This window comes from Mycobacterium sp. IS-836 (genome assembly GCF_001954275.1).
In the GTDB taxonomy this organism is placed as follows: Bacteria; Actinomycetota; Actinomycetes; order Mycobacteriales; family Mycobacteriaceae; genus Mycobacterium.
This window is the reverse complement of the sequence record NZ_MBEU01000010.1, coordinates 163,421-179,822: the sequence shown is the minus strand read 5'-3', so window position 1 is coordinate 179,822 and position 16,402 is coordinate 163,421. Positions and strand designations below refer to the sequence as shown.

Below are 16,402 nucleotides of genomic sequence, written 5' to 3'. Positions count from 1 at the left end.
GAAGCCAAAAATGTCGAGCAACAGCCCAGGTCACGCCACTCTCGGTGCCCCCACTAGGACTCGAACCTAGGACCTGCGGATTAAAAGTCCGTAGCTCTACCAACTGAGCTATAGGGGCCGCGGAGATTCAGGATACTGGGTTGGGAACGGCGCCCGAACGGCGCTCGTTTGAGGATTCGGCACGCGGTAACCTAAGCTGACGTGGCTCCCAACGGTAACCACGTTGCGAGTACCCCGGAGTGATTCGGTTCTGGCCCCCATCGTCTAGTGGCCTAGGACGCCGCCCTTTCACGGCGGTAGCACGGGTTCGAATCCCGTTGGGGGTACGCGCGACGCGGACACGCGGAGCAGCAGCAAGGCCCTGTGGCGCAGTTGGTTAGCGCGCCGCCCTGTCACGGCGGAGGTCGCGGGTTCGAGTCCCGTCAGGGTCGCCAGCGCGGCGAGGCACTCGCTGCCCTTCCGGCCAGGTAGCTCAGTCGGTATGAGCGTCCGCCTGAAAAGCGGAAGGTCGGCGGTTCGATCCCGCCCCTGGCCACCATCTTTGACCTGCACGGACGCGGTGACGGCACTCTATGAATGTTTTGGTGTGTCCGGTTCCTGTCCGTTCACCTGGTCTTTGGCGACGTCATTGAGCCGGTCGAGATTCGTAGCGACGTGGTCGAGTTCGTCCGAGTAGAGGTCACTGTAAATGTTGGCGGTGACGGTCGGCGTCGCTTGGCCAATTGTGCTGCGGCACAGTGTGAACGAAGTTACCAGTGGCTATCAATCTTCCGTATAGATGAGATACACATCCTCTCCGCAGACGGCGCGAGCGGAGGGCTCGACTTTCGTTTGAGGTGTCGATCTCGACGTCTTGGCAGGGCGCGGTGTTCGGCCCCACCACTGTAGCGGCGGGCATCCAGAGTGATGCCTCGCGGTAGCTCCTGCAGTGCCTTCTTGAGGTAACCGGTCACAGTGTCTTGGGCTTGTTGCCGGCCGACGGGAATAACCGGTCTGAGGGCGCCGAAGTCCCGAACATGCCAAACGAACTACTTCGTTTGGTAGGTTACTTGGATGGTCTCGCATGGAGGTTGTTCAGTGGTTGTGAATTCCGTGGCTTGTCGGCGCGTGTCGGGATCGTTGTCGCGCGCCGGGCCGCACCGGCGGTCCGGTCAGCGGCATGTCAGTGGATCCAACGAGAGATAGAGGAAGCGTGAAGATGAATTTTAAGAACGCGGTCGCGGGCTCATTGCTCGCCGCCGTCCTCGGGGTGGCGGCGAGTGGCTTCGCTGCCGGGGTGGCTGGCGCTGACCCGCCGCCACCGCCGGGGCCGGGAGCGCCCGGACCGGGTGGTCCTGGACCGTGGGGTGGTCCTGGCGGTCCTGGCGGGGGTCCGGGTGGTCCGCCTCCTCCGCCCGGCGGTCCGTTGGGGCCGGGACCGCATGGTCCTGGTGGTCCGGGTGGGCCCCCACCGGGATTCTGATGGAGAGCTGATCGACGAGCGAGCGGTGGTCCGCCTCGGGGGGCGTCCAGAGATGGGCCACCGCTCGCCCCACTAAGTTCTCGCGGGCGCGCCGGCCGTCGTCCTCTCGGCGAGCCGCCGATCGGGCTGTTCGGTGCGTCAGACACTGGTGCGGGCTCGGCGTTTTCTTCGCCAGTTGAGGAGACGCCGTGCGCCTTGAACGGCGAGCAGGATGGTCGCTGCCGCGGGGATGGCCGCCACCAATGCCGGTCCGCCCAGGTGGGTGCCGAGAATGAGGATCGACGTCCAGACCGCGCCGGCGATCGTCGAATAGCAGACGAAATGACCGATCCGATGTCGCGCTGCGCCAAGTAGAACGGGCACCAGACCGCGGGTCGGTGGTACCCAGCGCTGACGCATCATCGCGGCTGATATGCCGTGGTGACGAACCCTACGGTGTGCAACGGCAACGTGCCCGCGTGCGCGTCGCATGAGCCGCAGGTTGAGAAGTTGGCGCCCGAACGCCCGTCCCAAGCCGTAGCACACCAGGTCACCGACGACGGCTGCGCTGGTCGTGACGGCGATCATGGCCAGGATCGGTGCGTGATCATGCTCGGACAACACGGCGGCCATTAGCAAGGGTTCGACCGGACACGCGATGTTGGCGATCGGGATCGACGACACGATCACGATTGCTGCCAGTACCGCTAAAAACAGCGGCCCGCTTGGCAGTGCGGGTAAATGGGTCAGCGGCGGCATGCGCCGGCCGTCAACACTGGCTCCACGCCGCCACAGTGCTCAGCCCGCGACGCGGTGCCCACCTCTCCGGTAGGGACGCCACGTTTGGCAAGGCACGCCAAACTTCTCGCCGCGGGCGAGTACTCGTTCTCGCCGGCCCACCGCGAAGCGCCCCTTAGCGCCACCCGTCCGGAGCATCGCCGCTGCCCGTAGGCGGTCATCGCCCGCGGTGCGGCGCCGCGCCTCACCACGCTGCGGTGCCGGGACGTGCGGCGCGGCGCCACTGAAGGGGGTTGAGATGCCGGTAGGGATCGTCAGCGCGAAGGTCCAACAGTTCCTGCAGGATTGTCTCCAATGCCGTCTGGGTGGTCTTTTTCACTGTCTCCACCCACTCGTCGTCGGAGACGCCGTCGAGCTTTGCGGTGTCGATCGGTGGGCCGAACCGCAGATACAGCCGCTGTGGGCTCGGGAGGAGAGTGGGACCCATCCCGCGCACCAACGGCATCGTCATACCAGGCTTACCGGTCAGCCTCTCACCGACCTTCTCGGTCAACTTCCCCCACACGCTGTCACGCTCATAGAGTCCGTGGTAGATGTCGTCTCCGCCGACATGACCCACCGGCACGATCGGGTAGTCGTTGGCGATCGCCACGCGGGCGAACCCGGCACGGCCCTGCCATTTGAGCTGGTGTTCTTCCCCTTTGAACTTGGCCAATTCGCGGCCACCACCGGGAAAAACCAGCACCGTCTCGTTGTTATCCATGAGCTTTGCGGCGTTTTCGCGGGTGCCGACCACCCCGCCGCAGGCGGCCAACAGATCACCGAGCGGCCCGGGAAAGTTCCCCATTCCGCGCTCGGTGAGCGGGCGCACCCGCCGGCCCGTGGCGCGCCGGACCGCCAAGCACGTCAACCAGATCTCGGCCATCCCGGTCTGGGTGTGATTGCCCACCAACAAGAACCGTCCATCGGCGGGCAGGTTCTCGACACCATCGACGTAGGGTCGGCCCAGCTGGATCGCTGGCCAGACACCGTCGGCGAGCTCCTCGACGGCCTTGCGCAACGCCCGCACCCGCGCAGGCTGGTCAATGATCTGCTCGGTTCTCGACGCAGCGTTCGCCATCGTCGTCATCCCCCTTTCGAAACAGCGCCCCCGATGCGCTCATACGCTTACGGGCCGTGCCACCAAGGTAACAGACGAACCGGTTCGTTCGGTTATGCTTTTCCTGTGAGAAACGGCACCGAACTGCGCAGCGAAATCATTGCCGCCGCCCGTGCCGAGTTCGCACAGTTCGGCTTGGCTGGCGCCCGCATCGACCGGATCGCCAGATCCGCCAACGCCAGCAAAGAGCGGCTCTACGCGCACTTCGGAGACAAGGAAGCCCTCTTCCGTCATGTCGTTGCCGCTGACACGACGGAGTTCTTCGGCGCGATCTCCGTGCGGGCCGACGCGGTCGCCGAATTCGCCGGCGACATCTTCGACTTGGCCACCCGCATGCCCGAACACCTGCGCATGATCACGTGGGCACGGCTCGAAGGCATCCGACTCGATGAACCCGAAATCGACGGCCTCAATATTCGCGAACGTGACGCCGCAGTGATCGCGGCGGCCCAAGACGCTGGCCTGATAGACCGGCGATGGCCACCCCACCAACTACTTATCATGCTGTTCGGTATCGGAACCGCTTGGGCCAGCTGGCCCACCGACCCACCCGACCTTCCCTCCGTCAACCGCGCCGCCGCCGTCGAGGCCGCCGCCCGCATCCTGGCCCCACGTCGATAACCTGCGCCCCAGCAACACATAACCGCCGCATTGCGCATGGACCCCCGTGCGAGTCCGCGTGCGCCGGTCGATTAGTCCGCAGGCATTTTGCCGATCGTCGGACAGGCAGCCTGCGTCAGACGCGCTCAGCGCGCCCTATTCGCCACATGAAGATCGTTAAAACGCAGGTCAGCAGCCGTTCCGTCCGCCTGAAAAGCGGAAGGTCGGCGGTTCGATCCCGCCCCTGGCCACCAGCCATCGAACGAAAAACGCTGTGCCGAAACCGGTTTCGGGCTACCGGTCGCTGTAGACGTTTTCGTGGGCCTTGGTGAGCCAGTACACGGTGCGTTCGATCGTGGGCACGATGTCGGTGATCGCGATGGCGCCGGAGGCGAACTGGCCCAATGTTCCATAGACGATGCCCGTCAGGATGACGCCCACGTCCTCGGCGAACCGGTCGTCGCAGTTGCTCAGCACGGCCAATGCGGCGGGCACGACGACGTCGAACCCATGCTGCGTGAGCGCGGCACCGCCCGGGCCGGCCTTGGCCCGCACGTAGGCCTGCAGCATGTTCGGGTGCTTTTCCCAGGGTTCGAAGATCTCCCGGAAGATCCACATGAGGCCGTCGTAGATCGATTCCTCGGCCGACGGGGAGCGGTCGGAGGTCAAGGCGGCATAGCGATGGGTGTCCATCCACCATCGCAGGGCGGCGACGATGAGTTCGTCTCGCGTCGGGTACCGCTTGTAGATCGTGGTGAGCGACATCCGCGCTCGACGTGCGACTTCGCGGAGCTGGACCGCGTCATAGCCTTGCGTGTCGATCAGGTCGACCACGATATCGATGAGGGGATCGGACGCGACCTCCGACGCCGCTGGTGATGCCTCGCTGTCTCGCATTGCCGCTTTACCGACCACGATAACGATGTTACTGTCCTAGGCAGAGTAACGCGGTTACTCACGGCGAAGCGGGGAGCAGGTGGGCGGTCTAGACGGCAAAGTGGCTTTCGTCACCGGAGTGGCGCGTGGACAGGGCCGCAGTCATGCGGTGCGATTGGCCCGCGACGGCGCCGACATCATCGGGATCGATATCTGCGCCGACATCCCGGCGAACGGGTACGCGATGGCCACTCGCGATGAGCTCGAGGAAACGATCGGGCTCGTGGAAGCCGAGGGCGGCAAGATGGTCGGCACGGTGGCCGATGTGCGCGATTTCCTGCAGGTGAAGATCGCGCTGGACGCCGGCGTTGAGCATTTCGGTCGGCTCGACATCGTGTGCGCCAACGCGGGGATCGCGCCGGTCGCGTTTCGTCAGTTGAGCATCGAGGAGGAGCTGGCGCAGTGGCGGGCGGCGATCGGGGTCAACCTGGACGGCGCCTACCACACCGCGTGGGCCGCGATCCCGCATCTGCTTGCCGGGCAGCGCGGTGGGGCGATCGTGTTCACCAGTTCGACGGCCGGGCTGCGTGGCTTTGGCGGTCTGCAGGGCGGCGGGCTGGGGTATGCCGCGTCGAAGCACGGGGTAGTGGGATTGATGCGGGTGCTGGCGAACACGTTGGCGCCCTTCAATATTCGGGTCAACACCGTTCATCCCACGGCGGTACGCACGATGATGGCCGTCAATCCCGCGATGACCGAATTCTTGGAGAGCTTTCCGGAAGGCGGCGCGCACCTACAGAATCCGATGCCGGTCGAAATGCTTGAGCCGGAAGACATCAGCGCGGCGATCGCCTACCTCGTCTGCGACGACGCCAAATACGTCACCGGGGTGACGTTCCCCGTGGACGCCGGGTTCTGCAACAAACTATGACCGCGACCGGAGTCACACAGGGAAGGGTGGCCGGTAAGCGCGTTTTGATCACCGGCGCGGCCCGCGGGATGGGCCGCAGCCACGCGGTGCGGTTGGCCGAAGAGGGCGCGCACTGCCTGCTCGTCGACATCTGCGCGACCCCCGAGGGCTTGGAATATGCGCTGTCGACCGAGGATGACTTGCGCCAGACCGCCAAACTCGTTGCTCAACTTGGCCGATCGGCCATCGCGAAGGTCGTCGACGTGCGGGACGCAGCGGCGCTCAAGGCCGCCGTCGACGAGGGAGCCGCCGAACTCGGTGGCCTGGACGCCGCGGTGGCCAACGCCGGGGTCTTGACGGTGGGCACCTGGGACACCACCACGCCCGAGCAGTGGCGGCTGGTGGTTGACATCAACCTGATCGGCGCCTGGAACACGTGCGCGGCGGCGCTGCCGCACCTCATCGCCGCAGGCGGCGGCAGCTTGGTCAACATCAGTTCGTCCGCCGGCATCAAGGGCACTCCGCTCCACACGCCCTACACCGCCGCCAAGCACGGCATTGTCGGGATGAGTCTGGCGTTGGCCAACGAGCTTGCCGCGCAGAGCATTCGGGTCAACACCGTGCACCCGACGGGGGTGCCCACCGGAATGGCGCCGCCGTCGATGCACCAGCTCATCGTCGAAGAGCGACCCGATTTGGGCCCGCTGTTCATGAACGCGCTACCAGTGTTGATGACCGAAGCCATCGATGTCAGCAACGCCGTGCTGTTCCTCGTCTCCGACGAGGCCCGCCACGTGACGGGGTTACAGTTCACCGTCGATGCCGGCGTGACGATCAGGTAGCGGAACACAGATGGGCAGCGAAAGTCACAGACGCGAGCGAGGATGCCGCGAATTCGCCGAAGTAATGACCGTCGATGCACCAGACGACACCAGCCCGGCGATCGCCGACGGGCTGATCGATTTCGTGTTCGCCGAGGTCTGGAGCCGCCCGGGTCTGAGTCGCCGCGACCGCCGGTTCGTCACGCTGGCCTGCGTCGCCGGCGCCGACGTCACTTCCGTGCTGGAGCAGCACGTGTATGCCGCGCTACGAAGCGGTGATCTCACGATCACCGAAATGCGGGAAGCGGTCCTGCATTTCGCGGTGTATGCGGGGTGGCCGAAAGCGTCGCTGTTCAACATGGTCGTTGATACGCAGTGGGCACGGATTGTGCGCGAGCGCGGCGATGACCTCCCGTCGCCGCCACCGTTACTTCCGCTGGCTACCTCAAGCGACCCCGAGGCGCGCCTGGCCGGCGGCGAGGACGCGTTTCGCCAGATCAACTGCTTGCCGTTCGCGCCGTCGCGGGACAACCCGTATTCGGGCGCGGGGATCCTCAATTTCGTCTTCGGGGAGATGTGGCTGCGGCCCGGCCTTGGCATGAAGGAGCGGCGCCTGATCACGTTGGCTTGTGTGGGTTTTCAGGACGCCCAATACCCGATCATGTCGCACGTCTACGCCGCCTTGAAGAGCGGCGACGTTTCGTTCGATGAGATGGACGAATTCGCATTGCATTTCGCCGCCTACTACGGATGGCCGAAAGCTTCCTACCTGAGCCAGGTCATCGCCGAGCAGAAACAACGTGTTCTCGATGAGGCATCCCATGGGTGATATGGCGACCAACGTCATCGATGCCGAGGCGCTGCCGTCCGGCGCACTGCTGATCGCGGACGAGCGGGTCACGGGCGCCTCCGGCGGGATTCACGAGCACATCTATCCGGGAAGCGGCCAACCGAACGCCGCCATCGAGCTTGCCGGCCGCGCCGAGATCGATCGAGCAATCGGCGCCGCCCGCGATGCGCAACGCCAATGGGCCGGCTTTCCGGTCGACCGGCGCCGCGACCTGCTGATGGGGTTGGCGGACTTGGTGGCGCAGCACGCCGCCGAGCTGGCGGCCATCAACGCCTGCGACTATGGGGTGCCGCTGGCAATGGCCGCAAACTCGATACTCACGGAGCGATTTCTGCGCTACTACGCCGGTTATGTGGACAAAGCCCACGGGCTGAGCACTCCCGTCAGCGGCAGCTTCGACGTCAACATCGTCGAACGCGAACCCTACGGGGTAGTCGCGGTGATCACGCCATGGAATGGCCCGCTGGTGGTCATCGGCTTAGCCGTCGCGCCGGCATTGGCCGCCGGCAACGCCGTCATCCTCAAGCCCTCCGAGCTAGCTCCGTTGGCGCCGTTGCGATTCGGCGAGCTGTGCCTCGAGGCCGGACTCCCACCGGGACTGGTCAACGTGCTGCCGGCGAAGGCGGATGGCGGACAAGCGTTGGTCGCGCATCCGGGGATTGCAAAGATCCATTTCACTGGCGGCCACGCGACGGCTCGCGAGGTATTGCGCACCGCCGCGGGCAATCTGACGCCGGTGATCGCCGAACTCGGCGGAAAATCCGCGAACATCGTGTTCGCCGACGCCGATCTCGATGCCGCGGCCACCTTGGCAGCCTTCCAGGGGCCGTTGACTCAGTCCGGCCAAAGCTGCGCCTGCGCGAGCCGAATCCTTGTGCAGGACAGCATCTACGACGCCTTCCTCGACAAATTCCTGGCTGCCGTCCGATCCGCTCCGGTCGGTGATCCGTTGCGGTCCGACGTCTTATTCGGTCCGGTGATCAGCCAAAGCGCAACGGACCGGATCATGGCCGTCATAGACGACACGATCGCCACCAAGAGTGGAGAACTTATTCTGGGTGGGCACCGGATCGGCGGCGAACTCGCCGACGGTTTCTACATCGAACCCACCGTTTTCGCCGAGGTTGACAACGCTGCCGCAGTCGCCCAACACGAGACGTTCGGCCCGGTGGTCTCCGTGATGCGGTTCCGCGACGAAGACCATGCCGTCAGCCTGGCCAACGACACTCAGTTCGGGCTCAACGCTTTCCTACAGACAACCGACCTGCAGCGCGCGCACCGCGTCGCCCGCAATCTCGACGCCGGTTCGGTGTGGATCAACACCCACAGCGACATCGAACCTCAGGGGCCCTACGGCGGCTACAAGCACAGCGGCTTCGGCCGCAGCGGCGGCCCCGACGGGCTCTACGAATTCCTCCAAGCCAAAAACATCCGCATCGGCATGCCCGCGCGTTGAAATTGGGCTGCGAGGCTATTTGAGCATGCTTCCCGGGCCGAAAAAGTTTAATCGTCCCCTCATTCATGAACATTTGGGTGTTCACGTTGGTGGGATGGACGGAGTTGACCCGGATGAAGTGCTGGCCAAGTTCGGCGGCGAAGGTGCGCATCAAGCCGACGACACCCGTGTTTGGCGGCGATGTAGTGACCGGTGTGCGGGTAGGCCTTGAGCCCGCCGACCGAGCTTGTCAGGATGACACATTCCTGCTGTGTGGACTTACCGAGCTGCACGTCGAGTTCGCCCAGGCGGACTGATAGCGGCGATATCGCCTCGCGGACGCGCGACAATGGCTGCGTGTCTCCTACGTCGCGTGCGTTTGGGCTCCTGCTAACCGCTGGACTGCTTCCGGTTTTCCCTGCGACGACGGCGCACGCCGGCCCTGACGTGCCGCCCGTCAGCGACGCGGCGCGTGCGGCCGGATTCGTCGACGTCCGGACCGTGGTTCCCGACGCCGTAATCAACCTGCGCTACGCGACCACCAACAATTTCACCGGCACCCAGCTGTACCCGTCGGACGCCCGCTGCCTGGTGCACCAATCCATGGCTCCGGGCCTCGCGACGGCCGCGTCGGCGCTGCGCCCACAGGGCCACCTGATGGTGTTCTGGGACTGCTATCGGCCGCACGACGTTCAGGTCAGGATGTTCAACGTGGTCCCCAACCCGGCCTGGGTGGCCCGCCCCGGGCAGTACGCGCGCAGCCATGAGTCCGGACGTTCCGTCGACGTGACCTTCACCAGCGTGCAGTCGCAATGTCCGCCCGAACGGCAGGCCGACGGGCTTTGCCTGGCCGATATGGGCACCGACTTCGACGACTTCTCGCCGCGCGCAACGGCATTCGCCACCCAGGGAGTTAGCGCCGACGCCCAGGCGAACCGGGCCCGACTGCGGGACGCCATGAAATACGGCGGGCTGACGCCGTACTCCGGGGAGTGGTGGCATTTCGACGGTCCGGGCGCCGATGTTGACCGGCCGATCCTCAATGTGCCGGTGGACTGAGCTCTCATATATTGAGACGATTATTTCATGATGTGAGTGACAGCCGTAAGCTTCCACCCCATGGGCGAACGTTCGGCCACCTACACGCATGGCCATCACGAATCGGTGCTGCGCAGCCACCAGCGGCGCACCGCGGAAGACTCGGCGGCCTACCTGCTGCCGCACCTGGCGCCCGGGGCGTCGGTGCTCGACATCGGATGCGGGCCAGGGACGATCACCGCCGATCTCGCCGCCCGGGTCGCGCCAGGAGGAGTGAGGGCCGTCGACCAATCCGCCGACGTTCTCGACGTGGCGCGCGCTGAGGTCGAGCGACGCAACCTGTCCAACGTCTCGTTCGCCACCGCCGACGTGCACAACCTCGACATCGCCGACGACACATTCGAGGTCGTCCACGCCCACCAGGTGCTGCAGCATGTGGCCAATCCGGTGCGGGCGCTGCGCGAGATGCGCCGCGTGTGCCGCCCGGGTGGAATCGTGGCGGCCCGAGATGCGGACTACGCGGGGTTCATCTGGTTCCCGCGGCTCCCGGAACTCGATCTTTGGCGCGACCTCTACCAACGCGCGGCCCGCGCCAACGGCGGCGAACCCGATGCGGGCAGGCGCCTGCTCTCGTGGGCGCTTGAGGCGGGATTCGACGACGTCACGCCGACGGGCAGCCTGTGGTGCTACGCCACGGCCGAGACCCGCGAATGGTGGGGCGGGATGTGGGCGGACCGGATACTTCACTCCGGTGTGGCGCGTGACCTGTTGCGCCTAGGCCTGGCCACTTCGGGACAGCTTGCGGAGATCTCCGCGGCGTGGCTGGCCTGGGCCGCGGCCCCGGACGGCTGGCTGGCGATCCCGCACGGCGAAATCCTGTGCCGGGCATAACTTTCAAGCCCTGGGGGCGGCGGGAAAACCGCCGCAGAGGGATTCGAACGCGTCGGCGACTTTGAGCACGGTAGCGTCGTCGAATCGCTTGCCCACGACCATCATTCCCGCGGGCAGGCCATCGATCAGGCCGGCGGGCACCGAGATCGCGGGGTGGCCGGTGATGTCAATGGGTGCGACGTTGAAAGCCTTGCCGACCGCTCGTCCGTACAGCGCGACATCCTGAGGGCTGCCCGTCGGCAGCGTGTCGGCCGTGCCGGGCACGGTCGGCATCACAAGCACGTCGTATTGCGCGAGCGCCGCGTCGTAGGCGGCGCGCACGTGCGGCACCAGATTGCGTGCCTTGGCATAAGACGCGCCACCAAGCGTGCTCAGCCCGTAGTGTCCGCACAGCGCCGTCGCCTTGATGATGCTGGCGAGTTGGTCGGCCTTGACTGCCCGCTGTCTTGCGAAGTGCGCCATGAGCTCTGGGTCGTAGCGTCCTTCCACGCCGAGTCCGTATCCGTTGCCGCCCAACATCTGATACGTGGCACCGTCGGTGAAAAGAACGGCAAACACATGAATGGCGGTGCGGTGCCACGGCACGCTGATTTCGCCTACGGTGCAGCCGATTTCGGTGAACTGTCGCGCCGCCGACCGGACCAGGTCGTCGACCTCCGGCCGTGCGCCGGGTTGCCCGAAGCCCTCGACGACAATGCCTACCCGCAGACCGGCCACGTCGCCCGTCAGCGCGGCGCTGTAGTCGACCGCCGCTATCTCCTCGGGCTGGCGCGGGTCCCGGCCGTCGGGTCCGGCGAGCAGTGTGAGCAGAAGCGCGGCGTCGGCGACCGTCCGCGTCATAGGACCGAGGTGATCGAGCGTCCGCTCGATCGGGAACGCACCCGTGTAAGGAATTAGTCCATACGTCGGCTTGTGCCCGACAACGCCGCACAGCGATGCCGGGATCCGAATCGATCCGCCTTGGTCGCCGCCGAGGGCCAGATCGACCGCACCGGCGGCGACGAGTGCGGCACTGCCACTGGATGATCCGCCCGCTTCGCGAGTGGTGTCCCACGGGTTGCGCACCGGGCCGGAGGCCGATGTGAAACTGGACCCCGAAGCGCAAAGGTCCTCGCACACGCTTTTGCCCGCGATCGTTGCCCCGGCGGCAAGCAACCGCTCGACAACGGTCGCATCGCGGCCGGGGATGAAGCCCTCCACCGCGCGTGAGCCGTTCATCATTGGAATGCCGGCGACGGCGATGTTGTCCTTGATGACTACCGTCCGGCCCGATAGCGGTCCCTGGGCGCCGGACGCGATTTCAGCCCGGACATACCAGGCGCCCAGTGGGTTGGCGTCAGGGGTTGGGAACTTGTAGCCGCGTTCGGGGGGCCGCGGGCGCGCGAACTCGTCGTACAGCTTGTCGACGATGTCGTAAGACTTCAGCGTGTACTCCGCGATCGCCCGATAGGCCCGCTTGTCGTCCCCGTCGAGGTGGAAGCCGAAATGGTTCGCCGCGGCCTCGATATCGGCCGCCGATGGCCTGGAAACCGTCATGTCGACCTCCGTCGTCGTTTCCCCTCGCGCCCAGCAGCTTAGTGTTTGCCCAGGTCAACACTGTGGTATTGGCATTCTCTTTTTTTGCAAGTACGTTATTCATCGATGGATAACGAGTCCCAGACCCCATCGGGCATCCCGCTGCAACCCGTCTACGGACCAGCGGATAGAAGCGCGGAACCTCCGCCGCCCGGGGAGTTTCCGTTCACGCGGGGCAACTTCGCGTCCGGGTACCGCGGCAAGTTGTGGACGTTTCGGCAATACTCCGGCTTCGGCACGGCCGAGGAATCCAATCGGCGATACCGCTACCTGCTGGATCAGGGCGGGACGGGACTGTCGGTGGCGCTCGATCTGCCGACCCAGTGTGGATACGACTCCGACGATCCCGAGTTCGGTGAAGAGGTCGGCCGGGTCGGCGTCGCGGTGGACACGCTGGCCGACTTCGAGATCCTGTTCGACGGCATCCCGCTGGACAAGCTCAGCACCAGCATGACGATCAACGGCACCGCGGCGATCCTGCTGGCCTTCTACGTCGCCGCCGCCGAGAAAAAGGGGATACCGCGGGCCAAGCTCACCGGGACCATCCAGAACGACATCCTCAAGGAGTACGCGTCGCGCGGAACGTGGATCTGGCCGCCGGAGCCGTCATTGCGGCTGATCGCCGACACCATCGAGTTCTGCGCCGCGGAGGTTCCAAGATTCAACGCGATCTCGGTGGCCGGGGCGCACTTCCGTGATGCCGGGGCCAACGCGGTGCAGGAGATGGCATTCACCCTGGCCGACGGGGTGACCTACTGCGACACGGTGGTGGAGCGGGGCCGGATGACCATCGACCAGTTCGCGCCGCAGATCTCGTTCTTCTTCTACACCCATGGCGACTTCTTCGAAGAGATCGCCAAATACCGTGCGGGACGGCGCCGTTGGGCGACCATCGTGCGGGAACGCTACGGGGCGACGACGGAGAAGGCGTCGATGTTCCGCTTCGGCTGCGTCTGCGGTGGCGCGTCGCTGTACGCGCCGCAGGCCCACAACAACATCGTCCGGGTGGCCTACGAGGCGATGGCGGCGGTGCTGGGCGGCGTCCAGTCGATGTTCACCGCGGCCTGGGACGAACCGTTTGCCCTGCCGACGGAGGAAACCACCACGCTGGCGCTGCGCACTCAGCAGATCCTGGCGCACGAAACCGGCGTCGCCAGCGTCGCCGACCCGCTCGGCGGCTCGTACTTCGTCGAGGCGCTCACCGATTCCACCGAAGCCCGCATCATCGAGATCATGGATGACCTCGAGCGGCACGGCGGTATGGTTCATGCCATCGAGGACGGCTATCTGCAGGGTCTGATCGCCGACGAGGCGTTCAAGATGCATCAGGAAGTCGAGGCCGGCACCCGCCCGGTCGTGGGGGTGAACCGCTTCGTGACCGAGGAGCCGGAACACGATGTCGTTACCTACGAGCTTGACGCCGAGGGCCGTGATCTGCAGCTCAAGCGGCTCGCTAAGGTCAAGGCCGAAAGGGATTCGGCCGCAGTGAAATCGAGCCTGGCGGCCCTGTCGCATGCGGCCGAAGGAAATGACAACCTGATGCACAAGCTAGTCGACTGCGCCAACGCCTATTGCACCGTCGGCGAGATGGTCTCCGCGCTCAAAGCGGTGTGGGGCGAGTTCCAGCAACCGGTGGTGTTCTAGATGGCCACTCGGATTCTCGTTGCCAAGCCCGGCCTCGACGGACACGACCGAGGGGCCAAGATCGTTGCCCGCACTCTGCGTGATGCCGGCTTCGAGGTCATCTACACCGGCATCCGGCAGCGCATCGAAGACATCGCGTCGATCGCGGTCCAGGAGGACGTCGCCGTCGTTGGTCTGAGCATCCTGTCCGGTGCGCACCTGGCGCTGACCACACGCACTGTCGAGGCGTTGCGCGCCGCCGACGCCGCCGACATCGCCGTGGTCATCGGTGGAACGATTCCACACGCCGACGTACCCAAACTGCTATCGGCCGGCGCCGCGGCCGTATTCCCCACTGGGACACCGCTCGACACGCTGGTGCGCGAGATCCGCGCGCTGACTGGGACCCCGCAGCCCGCCGTGGAGGAACAACCGTGCGCATCGGAGTAATGATCGGCGCCGAGCGCGGCGATATGGCCCGCAAGGTGGGCAAGCTGACCTCCGATATCGAATGGGCCGAATCCGCCGGCCTGGACACCGCCTGGATGCCGCAGGTGCCCGACGATTTCGACTGCCTGACCATGGTGTCGCTGATGGCCGCGCACAGCTCGCGCATCGAGCTGGGTACCGCGGTGGTGCCGCTGCAGGCCCAGCATCCGATTGCCCTTGCCCGCCAAGCGCTTTCGACGCACGCGGTGACCGGGGGGCGGCTGGCGCTGGGCGTCGGGCCGTCACACCACTGGATCATCCGAGACATGCTCGGCTTGTCCTATGAGAAGCCGGCCGCCTACACCCGCGACTACCTGCAGGTGCTCAACGCCGCGATTGCCGGGCCGGGTCATGTTGACGTCGAGAATGATTCGTTCGCGGTGCACAATCCGATGGCGATCGGGGCCGACACCCCGATGCCGGTCCTGGTCGCCGCTCTCGGCCCGGTGATGCTGCAGCTTGCCGGTGAACTCGCCGACGGCACCGTGTTGTGGATGGCCGACGAGCGCGCGATCGGTGATCACATCGCGCCCAAGATCACCAAGGCCGCCGCGGATGCCGGGCGGAACGCCCCGCGGATCGTCGCGGGTATTCCCGTATGCCTGTGTGCGCCTGCACAAGTCGACCAGGCCAAGGAGCGCGCCAACCGCATCCTGGGCGAGGCCGAGGTGTCGCCGAACTACCAGCGCCTGCTCGAACGCGGCGATGCCGGCGACGTCGGCGATCTGTGCGCGGCCGGCGACGAGAATGCCATCCTGGCGCGGATGCGGCGATTCGCCGACGCGGGAGTGACGGACCTGTCGGTGCGCCTGTTGCCGATCGGCGAGAACCGGGACGAGCTCGTCGCCTCCAAGCGCCGCACCCGCGAGATGATCGCCGCGCTCGCAACGGAGTTGCGGTGACGGCCGGCGGGCCGCTGGCGGGGATTCGGATCCTCGAAGTTGGCACCATGCTCGCCGGTCCCTATGCCACCATGCTGCTCGCCGACCTGGGCGCCGAAGTCACCAAGATCGAACCGAGCGGCGGCGAGATCTCCCGCGGCGTCGGACCCACCTACTTCGCCAGCCTGAACCGCAACAAGTCCAGCCTCTGTTTAGACCTGAATTCCGAAGCGGGACAGCAGCATTTGGGCGAACTCGTGTCGCAGTCGCACGCGCTGCTGGTGAACCTGAAACCGTCGGCCATCCGCCGCCTGGGCCTCACCTACGAACATCTGCGCCGGCACAACGAGCGCATCGTCTGCGTGGCGATCACCGGCTTCGGCCTGCACGGCGGTGACGACCCGGCCTTCGACTATGTGGTTCAGGCGGGCGTCGGCACTGCAGCGCTGACCGGCGATCCCGACGGCCCGCCGACGCTGCCGGGGTACTCGTCGGCCGACAACTCGACCGGTATGTGTGCGGCGCTCGGGCTGCTGGCCAAGATCATCTCCGGCACCGGGGGGCAAGTGGACGTGTCGCTGCGCGACGTGATGCTGTCGCAGCTCAACTATCACGCCTCCGCTTACCTCAACGACGGCATCGAACCGCAGCGACGGCCGCACGGCGCTCACTCGTATTACGTTCCGGCGCAGCTGTTTCCGACGTCAGATGGGTATCTGGCGCTGTTCATCACCCACGATGGCTTCTGGAAATCCTTCGCCGCCGAGGCGGGCATCGGCGGTTTCGAAACCATGGCCGAACGGGTGGCCCGCCGCGACGAGGTGCTGGCCGTCGTCACGGCGATGCTGGCGACCGACTCTGCGGCCGGTTGGGAACGGCGGCTGCGCCCCCTCGGAGTTCCCGTGGCGGCCGTCAGGACGCTTCCCGAAGCACTCGAAGCGACTCCGGAGGTCGTCGTGTCGGCGGGCGATTTCCGCCTCGTCGGAAGCCCGATCAACGTCACGGGTTACCAACCCGAGTACCGCCCGCCGCCGAAACTAGGCGACGGATAACTTCGGCCGAACGTGACGGTGCA

General features: G+C 65.8%; 16 protein-coding genes, 5 tRNA genes and 2 pseudogenes. 16 read left to right on the top strand and 7 right to left on the bottom strand.

Translation table 11 applies throughout. From position 1 onward, the window contains the following. Positions 1 to 45 precede the first annotated feature (45 nt). Positions 46 to 118, bottom strand: a tRNA-Lys gene (locus tag A5747_RS05325). Positions 119 to 253: 135 nt separating this feature from the next. On the opposite strand from A5747_RS05325, the gene A5747_RS05320 reads away from it, so the two are divergent. The 3 genes from A5747_RS05320 to A5747_RS05310 all read left to right on the top strand — a co-directional run bounded on the left by A5747_RS05320 (position 254) and on the right by A5747_RS05310 (position 538). Then, positions 254 to 326: transfer RNA gene (locus A5747_RS05320), tRNA-Glu, on the top strand. 31 nt (positions 327 to 357) lie between these two features. Next, positions 358 to 434, top strand: a tRNA-Asp gene (locus A5747_RS05315). 27 nt (positions 435 to 461) lie between these two features. Beyond that, positions 462 to 538: transfer RNA gene (locus A5747_RS05310), tRNA-Phe, on the top strand. 32 nt (positions 539 to 570) lie between these two features. Here the strand turns inward: A5747_RS05310 and A5747_RS25385 are convergent. Further along, a pseudogene (locus A5747_RS25385) lies at positions 571 to 720 on the bottom strand (site-specific integrase); the annotation flags it as partial. A 539-nt stretch (positions 721 to 1,259) separates the two neighbouring features. Between A5747_RS25385 and A5747_RS24525 the strand changes: the two are divergent. Then, positions 1,260 to 1,538: a hypothetical protein gene (locus A5747_RS24525; RefSeq protein WP_198938124.1), complete on the top strand. Its 279-nt coding sequence runs from the start codon at positions 1,260 to 1,262 to the stop codon at positions 1,536 to 1,538. Positions 1,539 to 1,600: 62 nt separating this feature from the next. Here A5747_RS24525 and A5747_RS05295 read toward each other — a convergent pair whose 3' ends face one another. After that, the gene (locus A5747_RS05295) at positions 1,601 to 2,200 is read right to left on the bottom strand and encodes a DedA family protein (protein WP_076122609.1); all 600 of its coding nucleotides are present in this window, start codon (positions 2,198 to 2,200) and stop codon (positions 1,601 to 1,603) included. 223 nt (positions 2,201 to 2,423) lie between these two features. Further along, on the bottom strand, positions 2,424 to 3,308 hold the full coding sequence (locus tag A5747_RS05290; protein WP_076122608.1) for a lysophospholipid acyltransferase family protein: 885 nt from the start codon (positions 3,306 to 3,308) through the stop codon (positions 2,424 to 2,426). Positions 3,309 to 3,404: 96 nt separating this feature from the next. On the opposite strand from A5747_RS05290, the gene A5747_RS05285 reads away from it, so the two are divergent. Continuing rightward, entirely contained in the window at positions 3,405 to 3,959 is a 555-nt protein-coding gene (locus tag A5747_RS05285; protein WP_076122607.1) for a TetR/AcrR family transcriptional regulator, read from the top strand. A 165-nt stretch (positions 3,960 to 4,124) separates the two neighbouring features. Further along, positions 4,125 to 4,192 (top strand) — tRNA-Phe (locus tag A5747_RS05280). A 40-nt stretch (positions 4,193 to 4,232) separates the two neighbouring features. On the opposite strand, the gene A5747_RS05275 is transcribed toward A5747_RS05280, so the two are convergent. Continuing rightward, on the bottom strand, positions 4,233 to 4,835 hold the full coding sequence (locus A5747_RS05275) for a TetR family transcriptional regulator (RefSeq protein WP_076122606.1): 603 nt from the start codon (positions 4,833 to 4,835) through the stop codon (positions 4,233 to 4,235). A 79-nt stretch (positions 4,836 to 4,914) separates the two neighbouring features. Between A5747_RS05275 and A5747_RS05270 the strand changes: the two genes are divergently transcribed. The 4 genes from A5747_RS05270 to A5747_RS05255 are packed head-to-tail and all read left to right on the top strand — an operon-like array spanning position 4,915 to position 8,851. Next, positions 4,915 to 5,745, top strand: a complete 831-nt coding sequence (locus A5747_RS05270; protein ID WP_076122605.1) for a mycofactocin-coupled SDR family oxidoreductase — start codon at positions 4,915 to 4,917, stop codon at positions 5,743 to 5,745. After that, positions 5,742 to 6,566 (top strand): mycofactocin-coupled SDR family oxidoreductase, encoded by an 825-nt coding sequence (locus A5747_RS05265; protein ID WP_076122604.1) that lies wholly within the window; start codon positions 5,742 to 5,744, stop codon positions 6,564 to 6,566. The genes A5747_RS05270 and A5747_RS05265 overlap by 4 nt, the downstream gene beginning before the upstream one ends. 10 nt (positions 6,567 to 6,576) lie before the next feature. Next, the gene (locus A5747_RS05260) at positions 6,577 to 7,374 is read left to right on the top strand and encodes a carboxymuconolactone decarboxylase family protein (protein WP_076122603.1); all 798 of its coding nucleotides are present in this window, start codon (positions 6,577 to 6,579) and stop codon (positions 7,372 to 7,374) included. After that, entirely contained in the window at positions 7,367 to 8,851 is a 1,485-nt protein-coding gene (locus A5747_RS05255) for an aldehyde dehydrogenase (protein WP_369805007.1), read from the top strand. Before A5747_RS05260 ends, A5747_RS05255 begins: the two co-directional genes overlap by 8 nt. Before the next feature lie 34 nt (positions 8,852 to 8,885). On the opposite strand, the pseudogene A5747_RS05250 reads toward A5747_RS05255, so the two are convergent. Further along, a pseudogene (locus A5747_RS05250) lies at positions 8,886 to 9,090 on the bottom strand (SDR family NAD(P)-dependent oxidoreductase); the annotation flags it as partial. 97 nt (positions 9,091 to 9,187) lie between these two features. On the opposite strand from A5747_RS05250, the gene A5747_RS05245 reads away from it, so the two are divergent. Together A5747_RS05245 and A5747_RS05240 are read left to right on the top strand one after the other, a co-directional pair. Beyond that, a complete protein-coding gene (locus tag A5747_RS05245) occupies positions 9,188 to 9,889 on the top strand; it encodes a M15 family metallopeptidase (protein WP_369805000.1) in 702 nt (233 codons plus the stop codon). A gap of 60 nt (positions 9,890 to 9,949) precedes the next feature. Then, a complete protein-coding gene (locus A5747_RS05240; RefSeq protein WP_076122601.1) occupies positions 9,950 to 10,759 on the top strand; it encodes a methyltransferase domain-containing protein in 810 nt (269 codons plus the stop codon). 3 nt (positions 10,760 to 10,762) lie between these two features. On the opposite strand, the gene A5747_RS05235 is transcribed toward A5747_RS05240, so the two are convergent. Further along, the gene (locus A5747_RS05235) at positions 10,763 to 12,295 is read right to left on the bottom strand and encodes an amidase (RefSeq protein ID WP_076122600.1); all 1,533 of its coding nucleotides are present in this window, start codon (positions 12,293 to 12,295) and stop codon (positions 10,763 to 10,765) included. A 105-nt stretch (positions 12,296 to 12,400) separates the two neighbouring features. Between A5747_RS05235 and A5747_RS05230 the strand changes: the two genes are divergently transcribed. Genes A5747_RS05230 through A5747_RS05215 form a run of 4 tightly spaced genes read left to right on the top strand, consistent with a single transcriptional unit; the run spans position 12,401 to position 16,379 of the window. Continuing rightward, complete coding sequence (locus tag A5747_RS05230) at positions 12,401 to 13,978, top strand: methylmalonyl-CoA mutase family protein (RefSeq protein ID WP_076122599.1); 1,578 nt, start codon at positions 12,401 to 12,403, stop codon at positions 13,976 to 13,978. Next, on the top strand, positions 13,979 to 14,407 hold the full coding sequence (locus tag A5747_RS05225) for a cobalamin-dependent protein (protein ID WP_076122598.1): 429 nt from the start codon (positions 13,979 to 13,981) through the stop codon (positions 14,405 to 14,407). It abuts the gene before it with no gap. Next, positions 14,392 to 15,348: an LLM class F420-dependent oxidoreductase gene (locus A5747_RS05220; protein WP_076122597.1), complete on the top strand. Its 957-nt coding sequence runs from the start codon at positions 14,392 to 14,394 to the stop codon at positions 15,346 to 15,348. The genes A5747_RS05225 and A5747_RS05220 overlap by 16 nt, the downstream gene beginning before the upstream one ends. Then, complete coding sequence (locus A5747_RS05215) at positions 15,345 to 16,379, top strand: CaiB/BaiF CoA-transferase family protein (RefSeq protein ID WP_076122596.1); 1,035 nt, start codon at positions 15,345 to 15,347, stop codon at positions 16,377 to 16,379. The genes A5747_RS05220 and A5747_RS05215 overlap by 4 nt, the downstream gene beginning before the upstream one ends. Positions 16,380 to 16,402: the final 23 nt, after the last annotated feature.